This is a genomic window from Sphingomonas sp. AOB5 (assembly GCF_029433115.1).
Lineage (GTDB): Bacteria > Pseudomonadota > Alphaproteobacteria > Sphingomonadales > Sphingomonadaceae > Sphingomonas.
This window is the reverse complement of sequence record NZ_JARNTV010000001.1, coordinates 126,679-148,680: the sequence shown is the minus strand read 5'-3', so window position 1 is coordinate 148,680 and position 22,002 is coordinate 126,679. Positions and strand designations below refer to the sequence as shown.

18 protein-coding genes and 1 tRNA gene are annotated in these 22,002 nt (G+C 62.7%); 10 read left to right on the top strand and 9 right to left on the bottom strand.

The genetic code is table 11. From position 1 onward, the window contains the following. Nucleotides 1–2 precede the first annotated feature (2 nt). From P1X14_RS00840 to P1X14_RS00825, 4 genes are all read left to right on the top strand, one after another. A complete protein-coding gene (locus P1X14_RS00840; protein WP_277313398.1) occupies nucleotides 3–221 on the top strand; it encodes a conjugal transfer protein TraD in 219 nt (72 codons plus the stop codon). 322 nt (nucleotides 222–543) lie between these two features. Continuing rightward, a complete protein-coding gene (locus tag P1X14_RS00835) occupies nucleotides 544–4,302 on the top strand; it encodes a hypothetical protein (protein WP_277313397.1) in 3,759 nt (1,252 codons plus the stop codon). A 324-nt stretch (nucleotides 4,303–4,626) separates the two neighbouring features. Further along, nucleotides 4,627–5,484 (top strand): DUF4747 family protein, encoded by an 858-nt coding sequence (locus P1X14_RS00830; protein WP_277313396.1) that lies wholly within the window; start codon nucleotides 4,627–4,629, stop codon nucleotides 5,482–5,484. Then, nucleotides 5,481–6,107, top strand: coding sequence for a hypothetical protein (locus P1X14_RS00825; protein ID WP_277313395.1), 627 nt, complete (start codon nucleotides 5,481–5,483; stop codon nucleotides 6,105–6,107). Before P1X14_RS00830 ends, P1X14_RS00825 begins: the two co-directional genes overlap by 4 nt. Before the next feature lie 291 nt (nucleotides 6,108–6,398). Here the strand turns inward: P1X14_RS00825 and P1X14_RS00820 are convergent, their stop codons facing one another. The 4 genes from P1X14_RS00820 to P1X14_RS00805 form a co-directional block, all read right to left on the bottom strand. After that, complete coding sequence (locus tag P1X14_RS00820) at nucleotides 6,399–6,719, bottom strand: DUF736 family protein (RefSeq protein WP_277313394.1); 321 nt, start codon at nucleotides 6,717–6,719, stop codon at nucleotides 6,399–6,401. Between the two features lie 267 nt (nucleotides 6,720–6,986). After that, complete coding sequence (locus P1X14_RS00815) at nucleotides 6,987–7,910, bottom strand: HEPN domain-containing protein (protein ID WP_277313393.1); 924 nt, start codon at nucleotides 7,908–7,910, stop codon at nucleotides 6,987–6,989. A 76-nt stretch (nucleotides 7,911–7,986) separates the two neighbouring features. Beyond that, nucleotides 7,987–8,223 (bottom strand): sigma factor-like helix-turn-helix DNA-binding protein, encoded by a 237-nt coding sequence (locus P1X14_RS00810; RefSeq protein ID WP_277313392.1) that lies wholly within the window; start codon nucleotides 8,221–8,223, stop codon nucleotides 7,987–7,989. Nucleotides 8,224–8,275: 52 nt separating this feature from the next. Continuing rightward, entirely contained in the window at nucleotides 8,276–10,018 is a 1,743-nt protein-coding gene (locus tag P1X14_RS00805) for a ParB N-terminal domain-containing protein (RefSeq protein ID WP_277313391.1), read from the bottom strand. 738 nt (nucleotides 10,019–10,756) lie between these two features. On the opposite strand from P1X14_RS00805, the gene P1X14_RS00800 reads away from it, so the two are divergent. From P1X14_RS00800 to P1X14_RS00790, 3 genes are all read left to right on the top strand, one after another. Next, on the top strand, nucleotides 10,757–10,966 hold the full coding sequence (locus P1X14_RS00800) for an AlpA family phage regulatory protein (RefSeq protein ID WP_277313390.1): 210 nt from the start codon (nucleotides 10,757–10,759) through the stop codon (nucleotides 10,964–10,966). Between the two features lie 97 nt (nucleotides 10,967–11,063). Further along, a complete protein-coding gene (locus P1X14_RS22095; RefSeq protein WP_346770434.1) occupies nucleotides 11,064–11,333 on the top strand; it encodes a helix-turn-helix domain-containing protein in 270 nt (89 codons plus the stop codon). 76 nt (nucleotides 11,334–11,409) lie between these two features. Further along, a complete protein-coding gene (locus tag P1X14_RS00790; RefSeq protein WP_277313389.1) occupies nucleotides 11,410–12,309 on the top strand; it encodes an HNH endonuclease in 900 nt (299 codons plus the stop codon). A gap of 137 nt (nucleotides 12,310–12,446) precedes the next feature. Here P1X14_RS00790 and P1X14_RS00785 read toward each other — a convergent pair whose 3' ends face one another. The 5 genes from P1X14_RS00785 to P1X14_RS00765 all read right to left on the bottom strand — a co-directional run bounded on the left by P1X14_RS00785 (nucleotide 12,447) and on the right by P1X14_RS00765 (nucleotide 18,372). Then, complete coding sequence (locus tag P1X14_RS00785; RefSeq protein ID WP_277313388.1) at nucleotides 12,447–13,475, bottom strand: phospholipase D family protein; 1,029 nt, start codon at nucleotides 13,473–13,475, stop codon at nucleotides 12,447–12,449. A 111-nt stretch (nucleotides 13,476–13,586) separates the two neighbouring features. Continuing rightward, nucleotides 13,587–15,875, bottom strand: coding sequence for a restriction endonuclease (locus P1X14_RS00780; protein ID WP_277313387.1), 2,289 nt, complete (start codon nucleotides 15,873–15,875; stop codon nucleotides 13,587–13,589). 315 nt (nucleotides 15,876–16,190) lie between these two features. After that, nucleotides 16,191–17,471 (bottom strand): integrase arm-type DNA-binding domain-containing protein, encoded by a 1,281-nt coding sequence (locus P1X14_RS00775; protein ID WP_277313441.1) that lies wholly within the window; start codon nucleotides 17,469–17,471, stop codon nucleotides 16,191–16,193. A 228-nt stretch (nucleotides 17,472–17,699) separates the two neighbouring features. Continuing rightward, nucleotides 17,700–17,786 (bottom strand) — tRNA-Leu (locus P1X14_RS00770). 118 nt (nucleotides 17,787–17,904) lie between these two features. Further along, complete coding sequence (locus P1X14_RS00765) at nucleotides 17,905–18,372, bottom strand: YbaK/EbsC family protein (RefSeq protein WP_277313386.1); 468 nt, start codon at nucleotides 18,370–18,372, stop codon at nucleotides 17,905–17,907. 83 nt (nucleotides 18,373–18,455) lie between these two features. Between P1X14_RS00765 and P1X14_RS00760 the strand changes: the two genes are divergently transcribed. The 3 genes from P1X14_RS00760 to P1X14_RS00750 all read left to right on the top strand — a co-directional run bounded on the left by P1X14_RS00760 (nucleotide 18,456) and on the right by P1X14_RS00750 (nucleotide 21,929). After that, nucleotides 18,456–19,784: a dicarboxylate/amino acid:cation symporter gene (locus tag P1X14_RS00760; protein ID WP_277313385.1), complete on the top strand. Its 1,329-nt coding sequence runs from the start codon at nucleotides 18,456–18,458 to the stop codon at nucleotides 19,782–19,784. A 79-nt stretch (nucleotides 19,785–19,863) separates the two neighbouring features. Then, nucleotides 19,864–20,589, top strand: a complete 726-nt coding sequence (locus P1X14_RS00755) for a response regulator (RefSeq protein ID WP_277313384.1) — start codon at nucleotides 19,864–19,866, stop codon at nucleotides 20,587–20,589. Beyond that, the gene (locus P1X14_RS00750; RefSeq protein ID WP_277313383.1) at nucleotides 20,586–21,929 is read left to right on the top strand and encodes an ATP-binding protein; all 1,344 of its coding nucleotides are present in this window, start codon (nucleotides 20,586–20,588) and stop codon (nucleotides 21,927–21,929) included. The genes P1X14_RS00755 and P1X14_RS00750 overlap by 4 nt, the downstream gene beginning before the upstream one ends. Nucleotides 21,930–22,002: the final 73 nt, after the last annotated feature.

Below are 22,002 nucleotides of genomic sequence, written 5' to 3'. Positions count from 1 at the left end.
TCGTGAAGCGCCGCGAGAGAACCCGCCAGCTGATCGAGCTTGGCGGTCTAATCGCGAAAGCCGGACTGATCGAACTGACCGGCGACGATCGCGCCGTGATCTTCGGCCTCATGGTCGAAAGCGCAGCGACGTTGCAGAGCGAACATCGCGACCAGGCCCTTGCACTATGGCGCCGGCGCGGTCGACGGGCATTCGAACAGATGACGAGGAAAGATTGGTGATTGCGAACTGCTCGTTGCCATTTCGGGCCGGTTTCAGTGCGGCTACGCGCTCAATCTCGATCAATGGGCTGCTCTAAAGTTGATCCCGAAGCCTGCCAATGGTTCGGTCGATTCTAGAAATAGCGGCTACTGAGTGGTTGGCACGCATCTGACTTCGGACAGCGGGACGGTCGGCGGCAGCGCAGCGAAAGCAAGAGCGTGCACGCTTCATTTGTGAGCAAAGGCCCGACCTGCGTGAGGGGTCGAAAATCCAATTCAGCACTGTCTTAAGCCAACAACTTTTCCGGTGCTTTCCAAGACGAGCAAAACTACATCGTTCAACATGGGGCCGTTCGAAGTCAGTAAGGAACTTGTCGCGGCGCTTTCCGACATGCAGCTTCGTTCGCTGCTGCGACTGCTGCTCGAGGCCGAGGCGCGCACGCGCGGCATCGCACCTGCCGCCATCTCGGTGGGCGGCAACCAGACCGCGGCAGATTCGGGGGTCGATGCGGCCATCGTCTGGACCGACAAAGCTATCCCGAACGGCTGGCTGCCACGGCGGAAAATCTATTACCAATGCAAAGCCCAAGTCATGCCGCCTGCGGCCATTCGCAGCGAAATGCGACCCGGAGGCGCAGCGCGGGCGATCTTCGAGGAATTGGCCGAGGCTAATGGCGCCTATATAATTGTTTCGACCGACGACGTTTCCCATTCCGCCCATGCCAGGCGAGTGGACGCGATGGGCGAAGCGTTAGAGGGTGTGCCTGGAGCCGAGAAAATACATACGGATTTCCTTGGCGCCGACAGTATCGCGCGCTGGGTAAATCAGCATCTCGGCATTGCCGTGTGGGTGCTGCGCCAGGCTGGTCGCGATCTTGGCGGTTGGCGGCCGGCGGGCGACTGGTCGGCGCCCGGGGCCGCGGCGCTGCCCTATTTGTTCGATGAAAGCAGGCGCGCAATCCTGCAGGGCAGAACGGTCGACATCCGCACAGCACTCGGGGCAGTGCGCGAGATATTGGCGAAGCCTGGCGGAATCGTGCGCCTTGTCGGTCTGTCCGGGATGGGCAAGACAAGGTTCGCTGAAGTGCTGTTCGACGGCCGGATCGCCAAGGGCAGCGAACTTCCTGCCGAACAGGCTATTTATGGCGATGCCGGCCTAGAGCTTGCGGTCGGCGCACCGCTGCTCGCCGAGCAACTCGTCCTGGCTAACGTCAAATCCGTCATCATCGTCGATAATTGCACGTCGCGAGCGCACGCGCAGCTCGCCGAGATCGTTTCGCGCAAGCAAAGCCAGTCGAGCCTGTTGACGATCGACTATGATATCGAGAGCGACCCCACGCTAGGCGAATTCGTCAGGTTGGACGACAATAGTCCGCAACTAATTGCGAACTTGCTGGGTCAGCGCCAACCCGGCTTGGGCTACCGGGATTACGAACGTCTGGCGCACTTTGCCGGCGGGAATGCCCGTATCGCGCTCAAGATTGCCGAAGGCGCACGCGGCGGTGACTTATCCCGGCTGCGCGATTCCCAACTTCTCGACCGGCTGTTCCGGACCGGCCGCGGCGAGCAGGAGCCAGGACTAAGGCGCTCCGCCGAAATCGCCGCGCTAGTCTATGCATTTTATGTCGAAGCGGCGGACGGCGAGACCGAAGAACATCCCTCCCTCGCCGCCATCGATGCGCTCTCCGAGGATGTCCTTTATCGCCACGTCGCGACCCTGCTCGACTGGGGCGTCGTCCAGCAGCGTGGCCCCCAGCGCGCGGTCATGCCGCCGGCTCTTGCGAATATGCTCGCAGCACCCTTTCTTCGGCGGAGCGATCCGGCACGACTGCTCCAGCGCTTCCTGGATGCTCCACCGCGATTGCTGGCTTCGTTCGCCCGGAGATTGGGGGAACTTCGTGCCGAGCCAGCAGCACAGCGCATCGCGGAGATGCTGCTTGCCGCGGGCGGCGCGCTGGAGAATCCCGGCACGCTCGACGGCAACGGCCTTCGCGGATTTATCGCGATAGCGCCCTGGGTACCGGTCGCCGCGCTTCGGGCTATCGAGCGAATGCAGGCGGAACGCGTATCGCCTCGCCCGATTAACCTCGCCGGTCAGCGGCGCTACGATCTGGCAAGGCTGCTCGCTAGAATTGGGTATGACGACAGGCTGTTCGACCGGGCGATGGCGGCCTTGGTCGAGCTATGGGTGGGCGCGACGGAGGACGAACGGCGCAAAGTTACGCAAATCATTCAGGATATGCTCCGGCCTTTTGCCGAGGCGACCATGGCAGCGCATGGGGCCCGCCAGCGCTTGCTCGATCGCCTACTTCACGACCGCCGTGAAGAGGTTCGCCGGTTCGGCCTCGAAGTGGCCGAAGCGATGCTCATGACCAACAATTTTGGCCGCAACGACCAGAGCTTCGAGCAGCGTATTATGACGCCGGCGTGGTCACCTGAGGGTCCCGAGGAAGACCATGCATGGTTCGACGCGACTTATCGGCAGATTCGAGACGCGGCTGCTCGCGATCCAAGCCTTGCGGGCGCGGCGCGCGCAACGGTCTGCGCAAGTTTCTCCAATCATGCCGATCGCGCGACGGCAGATCTGGCGACCGCGGCGATGCGCGAACTCCGACCGGAGCAATATTGGCTTGAAGGCTGGCTGGCTGCCGCGGCTGACTTGGCCTATATGTCCGGTCGTAAACGGCAGCGTGCGAATCCAGGCGTCAGAGACCTTGAACGAGCGCTTCGCCCCGACACGCCCGTTGCGTTGTTTGAGACGTTTGTGTGCCGAAAATCTGACTGGGGTGACGATACACTCTGGCGGATGGTGACCGGCGAAGCCGAGCCGGACCGGCGAGCATTTTCGAGCACGGGGCGCCGCTCCCCGGCGGAACAACTCGGTGAGCAACTTGCGACGGGCGGAGCGAGCTTCACCGACCTGATGCGGCGCTGCGATAAGGCCCAGTCCAGCGATAATCTCCGTGCGTTCGGCGCGGCATTTGCGAAAGCGGCCACAGATCCCGAAGCCCTATGGGTCAGCGCTCGCTACGCGTTCACAGCGGATTCAGAGCTCAAACAACAGGTGCAGATGCTCGCGGGCTTGATCCAGGGTATAGCTCAGCGCGACCAGGCCATGGCGGAATCTTGGCTCGACCAGGCGGCGGCGGACCCGGCGCTTCGCCAGCACCTTATCGCCCTGCATCTGAGCATCGGGCTCAACGAGGAAGCGGTGCGGCGTATCGTTGCCGCCTTGTCATCCTGCGAAATGCGCCCCGATCAGATATCGATGCTGATCGATGCCAAGAACATCAAGCTGATCCCGGCAGTCTCGCGCGCGAGCTTTCTTGACCTGATCTATCGCGACAGCAATGGCGTCTACCCGGCGATCGCGCTTCTGTGCAGTTACTTCTTCGGCCTCGATGAAGGAGCTGAACCCGAAGCCGAGATGGTCCGGCTCGCTAAAAGCTTCCTCTGCAACCCGCGCACCTATGCCGATGGGGCGGCCGGCCTTCCGAGCGCGGTCGCCGATCTCGCACGATGGACGCCGGTCAATCAGGACCGAGATGCACTCGCAGCGGCAATTTGCGTGGCGGTGATGCAGGCTCGGCCCGACACGCTCTACATCCTACCGAGTTTCCAGGCGCTGGGTACGTTGCTGACGCGACGCTATCCGGAGATCGTCCTAGAAGAGATACTGGCGAAGGACGCACGCGAGGATGTTCTCCGCATCTTCTTCTCGCAGGAGGTTCTTGCCGAGAAGGTGGTGCTGCGCTGGCTTGAAGCGGATGCCCCGGTGAGGAGCCTGCTTCTGGCAAAGGTCGTGCCCATGACCGCCCACGACGCTTATGCCGGCGAAGTGCGCTGGTCGACGCTCGCCACGGCCTGTGTCGCCGCCGCACCCCAGCCTGAGCGCGTGCTTCGGATCTTTAGGCAGCGCGTCTTCTCCGGAAGCGGAAACCTGACCGCCCGGCTCATCGAGTTCCGCATGCTGGTGGCATCGCTGACCCGGCATTCCGATCCACGCGTGCGACTTTGGGCCGAAACCGTGCTGAAAGGGCTAGAGCGGCATATCTCACGCTGGGACGCAAGCGAGCGCGCAAAACTTAGCCGCTTCGAATAACAAAACGGACCCGGTATGGCGATCAGGCAGTTCGCGGCACCGGCTCCCTTCGATGTACTCGAAATCGAGTCCGCCGATCTCCGTGCCCGTGCGTCGCCATTCACCTACGCGATCGGAACCAGTTCGCGTGGGTGGCGCCGTCGCCTTACCAAGTCCTGATTGGCCGCCCCCTTGACCGGGCATGGCTTTCCTGTTGGGTCGGTATCTAGGCTGTCAGGACTTGGGCCCGCGCTTCACTCGATACTTAGCAAACTGCTTGCCGGGGAAGGAGCGGTGGCCTACCTTCAAAGAAAGGGGAGTATCGGGGGTACTGTGGCAAGAGAATTGAAGCTGGCGGTTGGCGCGTTGAACATTCGGCTGCATCCGCACTCTCCTGAGTTATATGATCAATACCTTCAGGCGCTTTACGATTTGAGATTGCCGGTCCGAATTCGGGGCGACAGGTTCGGTATGATCACTCTTCTTGATAGGAGAAACATCGAAGAGGGCTTGATCAAAGGGTACCTTCGCACCTTCACAAAGATCGACCCAACCAGCAAATGGTTCGACGAAAACAGCCTTGAGGATGCTGACCCCGACCTTTTGAAAAAGATAAGCATCCCGGCCAACGCGCATCCGAATTCATCAGCTTTTCGCTTCACGATGAACGTCAGGAAACACATTCTGACGTTCGAGCAGTATAGCGGCGGTCGTCAGCTTACTCCCAACAGCGCGGAGGCTATATTTCTCGGCCTTTCCGATGACCAGCTCATCGTCCAGCAGTTCGGCCCGGTCAAAATTAGCATTCTGCAAGATAGGACATCGCTGGAACGCATCTTTAAGTTGCGCCGCCTCAAAAGCGTGCGCTTCATCATTGACCGCCCGAACCCAGACATCTGGGACGACGATCTTGAGGGCCAAATCGACAACCAATTGGCAGCTGCTCATGCTCAGCGGATCGAGATAGCGTACACGGCGCCGCCCGGCGGTGCACTCCAGGAAACGCCTAGCCTGCGACGGCTGGGAACGGCCGCGCTCGCAAATGGGGAGGTTGAGGCCAAGGGATATGATGGCGATGGGCATGTAAGGATCTCGACACGCGACAACCCGCGCATCGATCAGATACGCTATGATCCCGAGGTGGAGAGCGAAGCGGCAGCGTTCGATCGCCTTCGTCGTAGTATGGAAGCCAACCAAGGATGAGAGTTCCCGCCAGCTACCAGGGACTTTTGGGTGCCCTTTCACGGTACTGGTCTGACTACGGCGGGTGGAAAGACCTGCTTTCCTCTCCGCTGTTTCACTTTTCCGTCTTGGTGTCTGGCGCATCCTACTCAGCTTGGCTTCGACCCGATTGGATTGAACTTCCCCTTAGTCTTCTGCCCAATCTTCTTGGGTTTAGCCTTGGCGCTTATGCTTTGATTTTTAGCTTGGCCGATGAGCGGCTGTTAGCCGCGTTAAATGCGCCGACTACTGACGGCAGCCCGACCGTTCTGCGAATGGTTAACGCGACGTTCCTGCACTTCATTCTTATCCAGACGGCAGCGATCGTATTTGCAATTATGAACAAGTCGACGCTTTTAATTGATATTATTGGGGTGCTGCCCTTTTCTCCATACTGGGCTACGGTGCTGAACCGACTTCTTACCGGTTTCGCCGGTCTCGTCGGATACTTCCTGACGGTGTACGCCATCGTCCTCCTAATTGGAGCCGCCTTGGCTGCATACCGATTAGCAATAATGAGTGGCAGAGCGGCTGCTATCGCTCAGCAGACGCCGATCACGCAGCCTGTTCAACCACTGACTCCAGCACAGGGTCAGCAGGAGTAGTTTTTAATTAGCACAGACGAGAGGCCAGTCGTCTCGCGAGGCGTGGTGTTTGCGTTACTGTAGACGGATCCGAATTGACTGAATGTCGGCTAGCGTGATGAATGGGCCTAAAATCTCGGGCCTATCTAATGCTGCCCAGACGTTCAGCTATGAATCCTACCGGAACTGCATCTTTCTGCCGAAAGGGCGGCTTTGTGCTTCTGGCGGTCAAAACGTCTTGTCCGCAACCGACCCACTTGCTGTCGTAACGCTAAAAGAAGTGCGCGACACCCGAAGGCGCCGCGCCTCTCGTCAGTCCGCTGGATTCCAGATGATCGCAAAGCGGTCATCGGCATCGCCCGGCACGCGTCCGAGATTGGCGTAGAGCCGCCGCGGTCCGAACTCGGGCGCCGCCAGCGAGAGGGAGACGTAATCCCGGCCGCTGCTCTCGGCGCGGCGGTTCCACCCGGCACCGATCTCGATATCGCCGGACAGGACGCGATAGTCGGGCTGGGTGTCGCCGGCCTTCGCGGTGTTGGGGACGATCGCGACGTCGGCGCGGATGCTGAGCGTCTTGAGGTTCCCCTTGAACGAACCATGCTCGTCGCGGGTGACATATCCGATGGCAGGCATTGGCTTTCTCCACTTGGTCGCGGGAACCGTTCCCGTCGATGCCGACTGAAGGTGGCTGGCTCGAAGGCCCGCGCGCACCGGCACGGCCGCAGCGAAGCGGAGGACCTGAGCGGACGCTATTCTTGTTTCGCGAGGAGCCGCGCAGCGGCGGGGAAGAATGGCGGAAGCGAAGGTTGCGCGCGGGCCTGACCGGTCACAGGTCAAGGCAATCACACGGAGTCGGTGCTGCGATCTCGGAGAAACGTCCGGCCCTGCCTCAGATGGAAGTCACGCTGCGGCGCTGCGTTCAAGCGCCTCGATATGCTCGGTGCAGATCACCTCGACCACGCGGCCCAACGCCTCGACATGCTCGGCCAGCCAGGCGAGTTCGTCTTCGGTGATGCGATAGTGCTTGGAATAGCGCGCCTTAATGTACGCGGCCTTTAGCTTCTCAAACCGCGCGCGATCCGCTTTCGTCTCGCGCGGCCATGCCTCGATCAGGCGCAGGTCGATCCGCTCGGCCTGCGTGCGCAGGAAGCCGAGATTGTGAACGTGCGGCGTATAGAAGGTGCAGACCAGCAGGACGCAATGGTAATAGCGCTCCGTTGCTTGATGCATGAGGAACGCCGCATCCTTCAGCCGCCCTTGGGAAAGGCTAAATTTGGCGGTCTGGAGCATGCCGTCGCCAGCGGGCTGCCACTCCTCAAAATACTCCCGCGCCAGTGCGAGCGCCTGATCCGGCGTCTTGGGCTGCGGCTCGGGCAAGTCGGCGGGATCGCTCTGATAGAGCGCAATCCCATCGCGCGCGATGTCCATGAAGAAGTACCGCCCTTCCGACAGACCGGCATTCACCTCGGCAGTGGTATGGACGATGAAGTTGACCGGCGTCCGCAGCGTCTTGGTGATAGCCAGCTCGCGGTTGAGTCGATCCTCGGCGGTCGACCAATATTCGATGCGATCAGTCAGCTTCTCGTGATTGACGATGACCAGCAGATCGAAATCCGACTGATAGCCCTTGGCGGTATGCGGCTCATCGACCCAGCCGCCGCGCGCGTAGCTGCCGTACAGGATGACCTTGAGGATGCGCGCCTGCTTCTTCCAGGGCGAAGTTGCAATCGCGGTCGCGTCGCCAAATTCCTCGAAGAGGATCTGGACGACGCGCTCCAGCTCGCGCTGCTTGGCCGGTGGCAGATGGTCGAGGTCGGTACGCATGGGTGGATGATCCTAACCGAGCACGGGCGTAAAGCACAGCCTCGCGGGGCACGCCCCGCGAGGCTGAATTTTGAAACTACCAGATGCGCCACCATCGCCTCGGCGGCTTGTTCAGGCGACGGTCGATGCTCGTCAGCGCCTTGGCGATGTGCCGCTCGACATCGCGCACGGCGAGGCCGGTGCGCTCGGCGATTTCGACATAGCTCATGTCGTCGAGCCGGGCGGCGAGGAAGATTTCGCGCTGCAACCGGGGCAGCTTGCGAACTGCCCGTTCGATCCGCTTCAAGGTCACGGGATCGGGATCATGGGTCATGATGTCCTCCACGGGTGGAGGTCTGGCGGCACAGTGACCGCCAGACCCATGCTCAGGCAGCCTGCCGCAGTGGCTGCGGCTCGGGCTGCGAGAGAGTGAGGTCCGCGACCCGCGCAGCGCGGCTGACTGTGCCGACACCACCGCGCTCGGTGTAGGCGGCTGGCGGGAATGCCATCCACTTCGGCACCCAGCCCTCGATCTTGGCGCGTCCGCTCTCGCCGGTCAGGCAGTCGCGGATGATCCCACGCTTCACCTTGCCTGTCGCACCCTCGTTGGCGCTGGAAACCGACTCACCCCCGACATCAGCAAGGACGCAGCCGATCACCTCGCGGTCGCGGATCAGGTCGAGCAGAGCGTCGTCGGCTTGCCAGACCTTGGCGATGTCGGTGCCGAGCAGCGGCCCCAGCACTTCGATCAGCGCGCTCCCGGCCTCCAGCGTCTCGCCCATGACGACTGCCGCCACGTCGAACAGCGCAGGATCGGGGAGCTGCAGCAGCCGGACGAATAGCCCGGCGATGCCATGCTCGCCCTCATAACCGCGCGTGACGGTCGGGGTCTCGGAATCGAAACCGAGCAGCGCCAGCACCGCGCGCCGCTTCTCGTCGAACCGCGCTTCGGATGCGCTATTTTCGACGCTCTCGGCAATCGCATCGCTCGCCGCTCGCTGGTCCTCGACCCGGACAGTCCAGAGCGGCGATCCGACAATGGCATGCGCCACCATCAACCGCAGTGCGACCGAAGGCTGGCCGATCAGATCGGCACGAACCGCCGCATGCCGGTGCAGATCGACATAGTTCTGGATCGGTGCGCTCATCTCGGGGCGAACCGGCTTGTCGTCCTGGCTGACTTCGCCACGCTCGCGCCGCCGCGCTTCCTTGGTCGAGATATAGCCCTCATGGACCGTCACCTCGCCGCGCGCGCTGAACGCGAGGAACACCTTCCCGCCCTTCCGCTTGGCGCAGCGCTCATGCTCCCAACTGTGGAAGGTTTCGCCGGTCGGGAGGATCACCACCTCAGGCCAGCCAGCCTCGCGATAGCCCTCGGCCTTTGCCGCGATGGCCGCATTCTGCGCCGCCCAGAATGCGGCGGTATCGCTGAAATACCGCTCCTCGCCGAACAGGTCGGAAATCACCTCGCCGGGATAGTCGGCGATGTCGAACAGCGCCGCACTCACCGGCACCAAAGCGCCACCGAACAGCCAAGCCTTCAACTGATGCCCGGTCGGGCAGCGCGCATCGGGATCGTCCACCAGCGCCAGCCAGTCGCGCTGCCGCGCCTTCGAGGCGAGGGTCAGATGCCGCACGGTCGCGACGTCGATGTCGCCTTTGCGATAGAGGCCCCGGATGCGGGGCAGGAGATTGCCTAGCGCCAGCGTCCGCTTCACCTGCAGCTCGGTCAGCCCGAAGGTGAGGGCAATGTCCTCGGGCGACCGTCCTTCGCGGACCAGCCGCGTGAACGTCTCCCACAACGTCACCTCGTCAGGGTCCAGCCGCGCGACATTCTCGATCAGCGAGGCCTCCAGCGCAGCCGCGTCGTCACCCGCCGCCATGATCGCGCACGGAAGCGATTCTTCGCCGCCGCCTTCCTCCGCGACCGCCAGCGCCGCATGGTAGCGCCGCTTGCCCGCCACGATCTCGAACCGGTCCTGACCTTCCGCAGGCCGCACGATCAGCGGCACCAGCACGCCCCGCGCCCGGATCGACGGCAGGATGTGCGACAGGTTCGGCTTGCCCTTGGCCCGCATGTTCGCCGACGAGATGCAGAGCTTGGCGATATCGATATGCTTGAGTTCCATCTTCCTTCTCCTCGAAAACCGCACCGGCCCCGGAAAAGGGGGGTGGGCGGCAAGGAGCGGACCGGCAGTCCCGCTTGAGCGGCGGGCAGCACCCGCAGGGCCGAAACGAAGAGTAGGACTTGGGCGAAGCCCAAGTTGCAGCACGCCGCGACGGGATTAGAGGGTAGCGACGCCCACCCCCCTTGGCCGCGGCCGGCAGGCAACGCCGGCGCGCCAGCGCCGTCCGCAGATCTTCAGCGCGAAGCGCCCGGCGCCGCAGGCGCCAGCAAGCACGCACTTTCGAATCCGGACGGCCGTCGTGGCGGCGTGCGCGCGCGCCCGTGCGCCAGCCTCCGCCGCGCCCTCCGGGCGGATCGAGTGTGCTACGCGGAAATCAAAGGCGCTGCGGACCCTGGTGGCTGCGTAGCAGTCCGCCAGCGCACGCCCATCAGCTGTCGCGTTCCGCCGCCGGGCAGCGCCCGGTCAGATTGGTCTCCGGACCAATCTAGCGTCAGCGATCGCAACCCGGATGGGCCGAGACGCTGTGCGACTCGGTGCCGCTCAAGCGGCGTAGAGCGCGGTCACGCAAAGCGTGGGACGCCCTGAGACTTCACCTCTGAAATATCGAACTACGCCAGAGATGCGTTTGTGCACGCTGTCGTTCTCTGACACCCCTGGGCATCTTTTCACCACGCAGATTTCCTGCCCAACTCGCCCCGGGGAGCACCACCACGAAGCACTTCATGCAAGGTGATACCAATGCAGATCGACACCCCCGACCGCATCCTCAGGATCAAGACGGTTCTTGAACGCACCGGCCTCAGCCGCTCGACCATGTACCGGAAGATGCAGAACGGCACGTTCCCAAAGAACGTCCAGATCAGCACCCGCTGCGCCGGTTGGCGCGAGTCCGCCATCAACGCCTGGCTGCACAATCCGATGTTCTACTCCGCCGAAACAGGCCAGTAGCACCCCCGCCAGATTCCCTTTGCGTCCAGATTGATTTTCTACCGGGGGTAGATGTCCCCCACCGTCGTCATGGTCGGGCCAAACAAGGAGGCCTGAAATGACTGCTACGAGATCGCACCTGGATCGAACCGCCTACGGCAAGGAGACGGCTGACAATCCCTCCGATCTTCACAACCTATCATCCCTAGCACCGATAACGGTGCGCATTCCCGAAGCAACAAGAATGCTCGGGATCAGCCGATCGAGGGTCTACGAGCTGATCACCTCAGGAGACATTGAGGTGATTAAGCTCGGCCGTTCGACACTCGTACCCGTCGCTGGCCTGCACGCGTTGGTGCAACGCCTCAGAGAGGAGCAGCTAGGCTAGCGGCGCTCGCACTTCGGCGTCCGGCTCCAGCTGCACGGCCGCTGGCGTCGGACGCTGAAGTGTCTATTCTCTGCCAATGGCCTTCGGCGTTTTCATCCATCGATCCGATTCAATTTATGATGATAGTCCGGCCGAGCGGTATCAGTTTCCTGCGCAATATCTGAGCCGCGCCCAACTGACCGAGGGCGACTGGATCATCTATTACGAACCACGCAAGGTCCCCGACACCCGGGGCTATTTCGCGGTCGCCAAGGTGGAGCGCATCATCCCTGACCCTTCGACGTCGGGCATGTATCTCGCGCTGATCGAGCCTGGCTCCTATCTCGACTTCGCCAATCCCGTGCCCTTTGCCGGGCCGCAAGGGCCGATTGAAACCGGCGTGCTGAACGAAGAGGGCCGCATTTCCGGGCGCGCGCAATCTGCCGTGCGGCCGATCTCTGCAGCGGATTTCAATCGCATCATCGACATTGGGCTGAGTGACGACGCGCCGTTGCTGCCGCGAACCGACGTTATTGCGAAGGGCGACACGCTACGAGAGGAGCCGGTGCCCTTCATCTTCGAACAGGAGCGCGTCCGCGTTCCGGCGCTGACCTCTCGGCCGGTCAGGGACCGGATTTTTCGGCGCACCGTACTGCGTGCCTACGATCAGCGGTGCGCGATCACTGGCCTCAAGCTCATCAACGGCGGCGGACGTGCGGAGGTCGAGGCCGCGCACATTCAACCGGTCGAAGCGAACGGCCCCGATATCATCAGCAACGGGTTGGCGCTCTCCGGCACCGCGCATTGGATGTTCGACCGTGGTTTGATCAGCCTGGGCGACAATCTGGAGATTCTGATCTCGCGTCAGGCCAACGACCCTGACAGCATCCGTAGTGTCACTAACAAGAATGGCTACGCTCTCGCACCGACTCGTGTGGCAGAACGACCGCACCCGCATTTCCTAGCGTGGCATCGCGAATGCATTTTCAAACGGTAGGGTCGATGCCCAGCCACGCGCGTGCGGGGATTAGCACCTTCAGTATCCCCATTATGTGCGGAGATATTCCTTTTTTGCAGAAAAGCGCCCGAGGAGCGTCGCGATAACGTTCGCGCTTCTCCAATGTTGATCACCCGTCAATCACCTTCGTGTGAGCGCTCCATGTGTTCGAACAACTCGTCGGACGTCAGCACGACAAAGCGGTCGGTCGGCTCTTGGCCTTCCGACGCCGCAATATCCTCGGCGACCGCCAGGTCCTGCCGCCATGCTTCATCCTTTGTTACCCGCGGCATGCCGAGTTCCTCGCGAATTTTAGGCCAGCCCCTTCGACCGAAATAACTGACGGTGGCGTCAGCGTGTTCAATCCGCACGATGTCATGATAGGCGTAGATTCCGACCGGGCGTGTGAACCAGTAGTTGATGACGTGGAACGCGCCGCGGAGCTTTGCATCCGTGTCGGGGTCGTCATCGAGCATGCAAACCAAGCTTCGGCGTGCATTCTTTGGCTCCTGGCCGACTTCCTTGACGTAAGCGGCATTGGCTTCCGCACGCTCTTCGGCATCGACCTCATCGTCGGCGAAGATGAACGAGACCCGGCCGAAGTCCTCTGGCCGATCCAGCAACGCACGCAGGATGGACGCCGGGGCCGGTCCACTAGGCACGGCATAGTCCCGCGCGGCGGGATTGCCGGAGGCCCTTACGGCGCGTTCCCAATCCCTCGTTGTGACCGGTAGAGACCGCTCCAAATAGCCTTTGTATATTTCCTCGACGCGCCCGTATGCGACGGGATCGAGTTCACGATCGACCACGACGCCGGCTTCCGACAAAGCGGGCGGGTTTTCCTTGTTGCCCAGCGCGTTGCGCGAGGCGTTGGCGGAGCCGATGATGGCAAGCTTTTCGCCCAGGAATATCTTGGCATGCATCCCGTCGAGGACGGTCACCTTCGAGCTCGGGTCCGGCAGCTTCTTCCGGCGCAGCCCGAATGCCTTCAGCGCGTTTCGCGAGGTACCGCCCATCGAGATGTCGAGCACGACCTCTGCCTCCCGGCCACGCGCCAGCTTTGCAAGGTCCGGACCCCAGAATGCGACGGCGCAACGCAGTTTCCCCGGCTGGTCGAACAGCGCCAATATCTCCGCGGCAAGCTCCCGGCCTTCGAGGATCTTCATATCGTTTCCCTCGGTCGATGAGGTGACCGCTCAACTAGACTGCGCCTTTATTGGCCGGGAGCGCCGGCCACCGGGCTCATTAAGCCCATAAGCTCCGGCTGGTCACCGGGCTCAATCGAAGAGGGTCCCGAAAAGGTCGCGTATATCGTCGTCACCATAGGCCCTGGCCGGTTCCTCTTGGTTCGATACTGCCAATCCGTCGCCACTTCCGAAATCTTCGTTGTCATCTTCGAGTTCAGCAAGCGCTTCGTCGATGGAGGCGATCTCATATTTCAGGTTCTTGGCATGGCGCTCCTGCATACGGGTCAGCGTGTCCCTCAGCCCGGTGAGGTCGTCGGCGCCGTCGCAATTGTCGCGCTCCTCGGAAAAGCCGTCATGGACGATCTGGTCGATGACATCGTCTATATGTTTCCGGACCGGTGCTTCGAACGATAGGCCGCGTTGCATGGCATCGAGCAGGGTGAGGCAGTCGTCGGACATTGCGAACGGCAGCACCTCGAGCAGGTGGTCGACCGCGGGATCGATCAGGTAGCGGGTGACGCCCTGGTTGAGCCACGGGCTCTCGCGAAAGCCCTGGATCGCGTAGACAAGGCTGGTCACGTCATTGGAAGACAGTAGGTGATCCAGCGATTGGCGCACTACGTCCAGTGCCCCGTTCGCCTGCAAATCGTCCGACACCTCGACAAGGTGCCGCACCTTTTGGGACGGGGAGAAATCCACGTGGTGGCCCACGCGGTTGCCCTTCTCCCTCACCCATTTGACATGCTCGGTGGTGATCAACCGGCTATAGGCGGACAGCATCAATGGCATGTTGTCCTGTACAAAGGCCTTCAGCTCTGGTGCGCTCTCGGGCAGCGAGGCCGTGTCGGCGATGTCCGCCACCTGCCGGAACCGGATCGCCGTCGACAACAGGTCCGAGACAGTATCCGGGCTGCGCTCCAGGACGGTCGCCATGAAGTCCCTGACCGACGGGTTAAGGAACAGGACGCGCCCTTCGTCATATCGGAGGAACGAACCGTCGAGCTCCTTGAGCGCGTCACGATAGCTGTTCGGCGCGCTGCTGTAGTTGTACTTAGCGGCGCAGTGCGGTTCATACACATCCCAGGCGGACCGGAGGTCATCCAGGCCGACGAAATATCCAAGGCTGTAGACCAGGATCAGGACTCCGCGCGCTGCCCCGGATATCTCCTGCTCGAATGCGTGCCGCCAGATCTCCTCGGGATTGTCGAGCAACCGGGTGACATAATCCTGGTACGCTTCGGCCGGCACGGATCGAAGCCGGCGCAAGGTCGAGAGCCATTCGATCACTCGCGGATTGAAATGCTCGTGCTCGATGACCTCCAGAAAGAAATCGTCAGCGAGCATCGCCTCCTTATACGCTTCCGGTAGGCCGCTAAAGTACAAGTGATTGTAGAGGATGCGCGCCCGCTGGGACTTGGAATAGTCTGACAGCTCGATCACGCAGCGATGGTCGGCGAATCCGCTTTGTCGGAGACGCTCCGAACGCTGGAGCGCGTCGGCCAGGATATGCTCGCGCGATGTAAGGATGAACCGGCTACCCTCGGATTGCTGCACATATTCGATGAAATCGACAAGCGCCTTGTCCTCCTTGCGCCCTAGATATTCCGGTCGATCGCCCAGATAAGTCTCGCCAAGGAAATCGTCATAGTAGAACAACATGCGCTTGCCCGCGCGTGCGAGGACATGACCTTCGGCCAGGTCGCCGGTGATGATCGCAGGCAGGAAACCATCTTCCAGGTGCGCGTACAGCAGGATGTCGGCCAGCGTGCTCTTGCCGATGCCTGGTGGTCCGGACAGGATGACCTGGCGGTGATCTTCCAGCGCCTGGAGCGCCCGCGGGAACGCGTCGTTCCGAACGAACACCGGCAACTTGCGGATGATCTTCGCTATATGGATCTCGGTCCGCGCGTGCTCGGCCGCGTGCAGCACCCGTTCCATCACCGCCGTGCTGGTCAGCCACAACTTGTAGTGCCGCTTCACGACCTCGTCATGGTTGCGCAGCAGGTCCTCGATCTCCGACGCGCCGATCACATCCTCAGGCGTCAGGATGAATGGATACATCGCCTCGACGATCGCGTCCTTATTCCCCGGCGTGAGTCCAACCGAGGTGACCAGGATGTAGCGCGCCGGAGCCAGCGCGCGGACCTTCGCGATTTCCTGCGATTTCAGCTTGGACAATAATGTCGAGAAGCTGCTGCCCTCGAAATGCTTGCACTGAATGATCGTGCTGGCACCCGCATCGATGCGACGCAGGTCAACGCCGCCGTCGCGCCCGGTCTTGAAGCTTTCTAAAGGGGATTCCCACTCAGCTTCGAGCAAGTCGTGAACCAGTTCTTCGAAATCGGCATGCGAAAGCTTGCCCAAATTATATTCCGCCATTGCGCTCCATCTTGGTAAATAACCAGCGTTCGGATCGCCGACATTCTGTTTGATGAGATCAAGCCGCAGGTGCGAGTCTCTTCATACGGAAGGGCGTGTCATTCATAACCCTAGAGTAAAGCGGACCTTCTTTACACACGACAGGGTTAGAGTATCCACTCGTCACACGGCCGGTAAACGCCCGGCATGCGTGCTCCCGATTTGATCGCCACTCCTTTGCGCCCATGCAGGATGGTTTGCCAAAGTGTTTCGTCTGCTGCCTCGAAGGGCGCCGCGTGCGCGACGCCCTTTTTCCTCAACTCCTCCCTGAGCTGCTCACCCTTCTCGCACCTTCTTTCGGGACGATTTCGCGGCGATGCTCCGAATACTGTCTCGGCAAGGCGTTGGAGCCTTAGGCATGTGTTCTCCCGAAGGTCCGTCACGCAACTCGTCGAGATAGTCGCTCCACCACTGGTGCATCGCTACACGCTCGTCCCAATAGGCACCGCGATTATATGTGCCGCGCACCGCGTCCTTGTCCGCGTGCGCCAGCGAGCGCTCGATCGCGTCCGGGTTCCACTTTCCACTTTCGTTGAGCAGCGTCGAAGCCGTGGTTCGAAGCCCATGCGCGGTAACTTCTCCGGCTGCGTAGCCCATACGGCGGAACGCCTGATTGACTGTGTTCTCGCTGAGCGGGCGTCGAGAGGTGTGAAACGCCGGGAAGATATAGCCGTCGGGACCGGTCAGCTCGTGCAATTCCAACAAGTAAGCCTTCACCTGCCGCGATAGTGGAACCGAATGCGGTCGCCGCATTTTCATCCTCGTGGCGGGGATTCGCCAGACCGAATTGTCGAAGTCGATCTCGGGCCATAGCGCCTGCCTGAGTTCACCCGGTCGGGCCATCACATGGGGCGATATCTGCGCCGCGAGCCTGGTTATCCGATGGCCAGGGTAAGCATCGATCGCGCGCAACAACTCTCCGAACGCCGCCGGGTCAAGGATCGCGGCATGGTGCGTCGTCTTCGGGGTGATCAGCGCGCCACGGAGAAGTGAGGTTGGATCGCCTTCGGCTCGGCCAGTCGCAACGCCGTAGCGAAACACGCGGCCCGCGAATGATCGACAGCGCCGGGCCGTCTCGAGCTTCCCCTTTGCTTCGAGCCGCTTCAGCGCGGCAAGGACGTCGATCGGTTTGAGGTCCGCGATTGGCTGGTTGCAAAGCGGCCGGAGCTGTTCAAGCAGCCATCCGGCCTTCGCCGTCGTCGTATCGGCTCGGCCCTCGGCGATCATCTTCTCGATATATTCCTGGGCCACGTCGCCGAAGGTATTCGCCGCTTTATAGTGGGCCATGAGCTTCTCGCGCTTGCGTTCTGCAAGCGGGTCGATGCCCTCACGCAGCTTCTGCCGGGCCTCGTCGCGCTTCTGTCTAGCCTCTGCCAGAGTGACCTCCGGGTAGCGACCGAAAGCTAGGCGCTTGTCCTTACCGAGGTAACCGTATTTGAAGCGCCAGAGCTTCGAGCCGCTTGGATGCACCTCGATATAGAGGCCGCGCTCGTCAGCTTTCTTGTAGATGCGATCCCTCGGCTGGAGGGCGCGAATTTCGAGATCTTTCAAAGCCATAACCCAAACTCCCGATTCGATCGGTTCTGTTCGGATGGCGCCCACTTTTCCGGTCGAAATGGCCCACCGGGCCATCGTTTTTCCGGGGCCATTTTAGGCCCCGTTCATGGCCCAATATGGCCCTGGGATCGACTGGAACCTGCTCGGACATTTCCGCACAGAACCGAGCAAAAGTGGCAGATTTCTGCCGTTTTTGTCGATGTGCTGGGATGCCCTGACACAGGGAAATGGTGCCCAGAAGAGGACTCGAACCTCCACGGCCTTGCGACCGCCAGCACCTGAAGCTGGTGCGTCTACCAATTCCGCCATCTGGGCACGGGGTAGGGGGCGCGAACTACGGTGGGGGCATGGGCTTGTCAACCACGTGGAACGCGGAAATTCGCTTTCTTGTAAAATCCTTTGCGAAAGGGACGGGGCCTGGCGTGGCGGTGCGTCATTCCGCCAGCTTGGCGATGTCCACCCAGCGTTGTGAGACCAGCGCAGCCAGCCGGTCGGGTGCGATCTCGACCGAGCTGGTGAGCGATCCTGCGGCGGGGAAGACGCTGGGATAGGGGCGGAGCGAGACGTCGCAATAGACCGGCACGTCGGTCGCCAGTCCGAAGGGGCAGACGCCGCCGACGGGATGGCCGGTGACGGCCAGCGCTTCCTCGGCGGAGAGCATGCGCGGGCGGCCGCCGAATTCGGCCTTGGTCTTGGCATTGTCGATCCGGGCATCGCCGCGGGCGACGATCAGGAATTCGGAATCGCCGACGCGCAGCGCCAGCGTCTTGGCGATGCGGCCCGGTTCGACGCCGAGCGCCGCGGCGGCTTCGGCGACGGTGGCGGTGCTGACGCCATGTTCGATCAGCGCGAGATCGGGGGCATGTTCGGCGAGCCAGGCTCGGGCGGTTTCCAGGGTCATGCCACGGCGCTTATCATGAAGCGCCTGCGCGCCTATAGCCGGTGCGGGTAGCCGGTCCGGCGGGGGGAGGAGCATCTGTGGCAGTGATCGCGACCGGAGCGCCGCCTGCGCGCCAGCCGAGCCTGTGGGGGCATCTCTATCTTCAGGTGCTGGTCGCGATCCTGCTGGGCGTGACCGCGGGCTATTATCTGCCGCAATATGCCGATGGCTGGTACAAGCCGATCGGCGACGCGTTCATCGCGCTGGTGAAGATGATCATCGCGCCGGTGATCTTCCTGACATTGGTCAGCGGGATTGCGGGGATGAAGGCGCTGGGCGATGCCGGGCGGGTCGCGGCCAAGGCGTTCGCCTATTTCCTGTTCTTTTCGACGCTGGCCCTGATCGTCGGGTTGATCGTGGCGAACGTCGTCCAGCCGGGCGCGGGGATGAACATCGATCCCGCCACGCTCGATGCGAGCAAGATCCATGGCTATGAGGAGAAGGCGGCCGAGCAGAGCATCGCGGCCTTTTTGCTGGCGATGATCCCGACCACGCTCGTCTCCGCGCTGGTCGAGGGACAGCTGCTGCAGGTGCTGCTGGTGTCGATCCTGTTCGGCGTGGCGCTGGCGCTGGTCGGCGAGCCGGCGCGGCCGGTGGCGGAGATGATCGACCGGATCGGGCTGGTGGTGTTCAAGCTGGTCGGGATCGTGATGCGCGCGGCGCCGGTGGGCGCGTTCGGGGCGATGGGGTTCACCATCGGCAAATACGGGCTGGGGTCGCTGGTCAATCTGGGCCAGCTGGTCGCGACCTTCTACCTCACCTCGATCCTGTTCGTGCTGGTGGTGCTGGGCACGGTGGCGCGGCTGTCGGGCTTCTCGATCCTGAAGCTGATCCGCTATCTCAAGGCCGAGCTGTTGCTGGTCCTGGGCACCTCCTCGTCGGAAAGCGCGCTGCCTGCGCTGATCGAGAAGATGGAGCGGGCGGGCTGTGCCAAACCGGTGGTCGGGCTGGTGGTGCCGGCGGGCTATTCGTTCAATCTGGACGGCACCAACATCTATATGACGCTGGCGGCCCTGTTCATCGCGCAGGCGACGGGCGTGCACCTCTCGCTGGGCGAGCAGATCTTCCTGCTCGGGGTGGCGATGATCAGCTCGAAGGGGGCGGCGGGGGTTACCGGATCGGGGTTCATCACTTTGGCGGCGACGCTTCATCTGGTGCCGTCGGTTCCGGTGGCGGGGATCGCGCTGATCCTGGGCGTCGACCGCTTCATGAGCGAGTGCCGCAGCCTGACCAACTTCATCGGCAATGCGGTGGCGACGATCGTGGTGGCGCGGTGGGACGGAGCGCTGGATCGCGAGGCGCTGAACCGGGCGTTGAATGGGCGGCCGGAGGCCGGTCCGGCGCGGATCGGGCCGGAGGCGGATCCCGATTGATACAAACTGATACATATCGACTCGGAACGGCATGCTATGCGGAAACATTCCGAACACATTCGGGCGCAAAGCCGGACACATGCTGCACCAGACCCCCGCAACGGCGGCCGCAACCGCTACTCTCCTCGTCGTCGATGACGATCGCGACATCCGCCAGCTGCTCGCCGAAAGTCTTGGCGCGCGCGGCTATCGCGTTGAAACCGCGGCCAGTGCGCGCGACATGGACCAGATCCTTGCGCGCACCGCGGTGGACCTGATCATCCTCGATGTGATGATGCCCGGCGAGGACGGCCTGAGCGCCTGCCGCCGGATCGCGCGCGACGACGGGCCGGAGATCGTGTTCCTGAGCGCCCTTGGCGAAGAGCATGACCGTATCCTCGGCCTCGAGGTCGGTGCTGGCCATTATCTCACCAAGCCGTGCAGCCCGCGCGAGATCCTGGCGACGGTGCGCGCGGCGCTGCGGCGGCGGGGCGGGGCGGCCACGACCGAGGCCGATCAATATGTGTTCGACGGGTGGCGGATCGACCTCGCCTCGCACGAGCTGTTCGATCCCGAGGGCGTGCTGGTCGGGCTCACCGATGGCGAGTTCGCGGTGCTGCGCGTGTTCATCGAGCGGCCGCGCCGGGTGCTGTCGCGCGAGGCGCTGTTGTCGGCTGCGCGCGGGCCGGATTCGGACGCTTATGATCGCGCGATCGACGTGCAGGTCAGCCGCCTGCGCCGCAAGCTGCGCGCGGGCGGAGACGAGATCATCCGCACCGTGCGCAACGAAGGCTATCTGTTCGTGCCCAGGGTCGCGCGCTCATGAAGCTGTTCCGGAGCAGCGGAGCGCAATCGCCGCTGTTCCTCCGGATCTTCCTGGTGATGCTGGCCTGCCTGGCCATCGTCCAGCTGCTCAACTTCGCCTTGTCGTTCGCGGTGCCGACGCCGGCGCAGCGCGTGGTGACGGTGGGCCAGATCGCGCATGCGCTGCACGGCACGCCCGATTCCGGCATCGATCTGGAGATCGCGCCCGATGCGAAGATCGATCCGGTCAGCTGGGCGCCGCGCGCGGACCGTATCCGCCCCTCGCTCGCCATGGCGATGGGCGTGCCGCTCGACCGGATCCGGTTCGGCTTTCCGCCGCCGGTCTATCCCCAGCGGCCGATCGTGTACGACCGCGCGAGCCTGCCGCCGCCGGTGCTGCCGGCAAGTGCTTCGGAAGCGCGCGACGTGATCGTGATCGGCGATTTCGTCGCTTCCTTCCGTCAGGACAATGGCGAGTGGCTCACGATCCGTCCGGCTTCGCATGGCCTTGCGACGTGGCAGTGGATGAGCCTGTTGTGGCTGCTGGTCGGCGCGGCGGCGGTGGTGCCGTTCGCATGGATGCTGGCGCACCGGCTGGCCAAGCCGATCGGCGCATTTGCCGCGGCAGCGGAGCGGCTGGGACGCGATCCGCGCGCCGCGCCGCTGGCGATGACCGGCCCGGCCGAGATCGCCGAAGCGGCGGCGGCGTTCAACCAGATGCAGGCGCGGCTCAACCGCTATGTCGACGATCGCGCGATGGTGATCGCCGCGGTGGCGCACGATCTGCGCACGCCGCTGATGCGGCTCGAGCTGCGGCTGGAGAATGCACCCGATGCGATCCGCCGCGCATGCGAGCAGGATGTGCGCGAGATGGAGGCGATGATCGCCGCCACGCTGGCATTCGTCCGCGATACCAGCCAGCCCGCCACGCGCCGCCCGCTCGACCTGCGCTCGCTGGCCGAGACGGTGACCGACGAGCTGGCCGATCAGGGCAGCGCGGTGACTTTGGTGCCGGGATCGCCGATCGTGGTGGACGGCAATCCGGTGGCATTGAAGGCGCTGCTGTCCAACCTTGTCGGCAATGCGCTCAAATATGCCGGCAGCGCGGATGTGTCGCTCGGCCATAGCGAGGGGCAGGCGCTGATCGAGGTGCGCGACGAAGGTCCCGGCATCTCGCCCGAGGATCTGGACCGCGTGTTCGAGCCCTTTTTCCGCGGCGAGCGATCGCGCAATCGCGACACCGGCGGGATCGGGCTGGGACTGGCCAGCGTACGTGCCGTCGCCCGCGCGCATGGCGGCGATGTGACGGTCGAAAACCGCCCCGAAGGGGGACTGCTGGCGCGCGTGTTGCTGCCCGCCTGAACACGGACATCTGACGAAATCCTCCGGAAACATACGTAACCGACCCGAAACGACAGGGGCGGAACTGAAGGAT

Coding starts and splice junctions, on each gene's coding strand:
- P1X14_RS00835 (WP_277313397.1), top strand. CDS start 544: ATGGGGCCGTTCGAAGTCAGTAAGGAACTTGTCGCGGCGCTTTCCGAC.
- P1X14_RS00825 (WP_277313395.1), top strand. CDS start 5,481: ATGAGAGTTCCCGCCAGCTACCAGGGACTTTTGGGTGCCCTTTCACGG.
- P1X14_RS00820 (WP_277313394.1), bottom strand. CDS start 6,719: ATGCCTGCCATCGGATATGTCACCCGCGACGAGCATGGTTCGTTCAAG.
- P1X14_RS00815 (WP_277313393.1), bottom strand. CDS start 7,910: ATGCGTACCGACCTCGACCATCTGCCACCGGCCAAGCAGCGCGAGCTG.
- P1X14_RS00810 (WP_277313392.1), bottom strand. CDS start 8,223: ATGACCCATGATCCCGATCCCGTGACCTTGAAGCGGATCGAACGGGCA.
- P1X14_RS00805 (WP_277313391.1), bottom strand. CDS start 10,018: ATGGAACTCAAGCATATCGATATCGCCAAGCTCTGCATCTCGTCGGCG.
- P1X14_RS00800 (WP_277313390.1), top strand. CDS start 10,757: ATGCAGATCGACACCCCCGACCGCATCCTCAGGATCAAGACGGTTCTT.
- P1X14_RS22095 (WP_346770434.1), top strand. CDS start 11,064: ATGACTGCTACGAGATCGCACCTGGATCGAACCGCCTACGGCAAGGAG.
- P1X14_RS00790 (WP_277313389.1), top strand. CDS start 11,410: ATGGCCTTCGGCGTTTTCATCCATCGATCCGATTCAATTTATGATGAT.
- P1X14_RS00785 (WP_277313388.1), bottom strand. CDS start 13,475: ATGAAGATCCTCGAAGGCCGGGAGCTTGCCGCGGAGATATTGGCGCTG.
- P1X14_RS00780 (WP_277313387.1), bottom strand. CDS start 15,875: ATGGCGGAATATAATTTGGGCAAGCTTTCGCATGCCGATTTCGAAGAA.
- P1X14_RS00775 (WP_277313441.1), bottom strand. CDS start 17,471: ATGGCTTTGAAAGATCTCGAAATTCGCGCCCTCCAGCCGAGGGATCGC.
- P1X14_RS00765 (WP_277313386.1), bottom strand. CDS start 18,372: ATGACCCTGGAAACCGCCCGAGCCTGGCTCGCCGAACATGCCCCCGAT.
- P1X14_RS00755 (WP_277313384.1), top strand. CDS start 19,864: ATGCTGCACCAGACCCCCGCAACGGCGGCCGCAACCGCTACTCTCCTC.
- P1X14_RS00750 (WP_277313383.1), top strand. CDS start 20,586: ATGAAGCTGTTCCGGAGCAGCGGAGCGCAATCGCCGCTGTTCCTCCGG.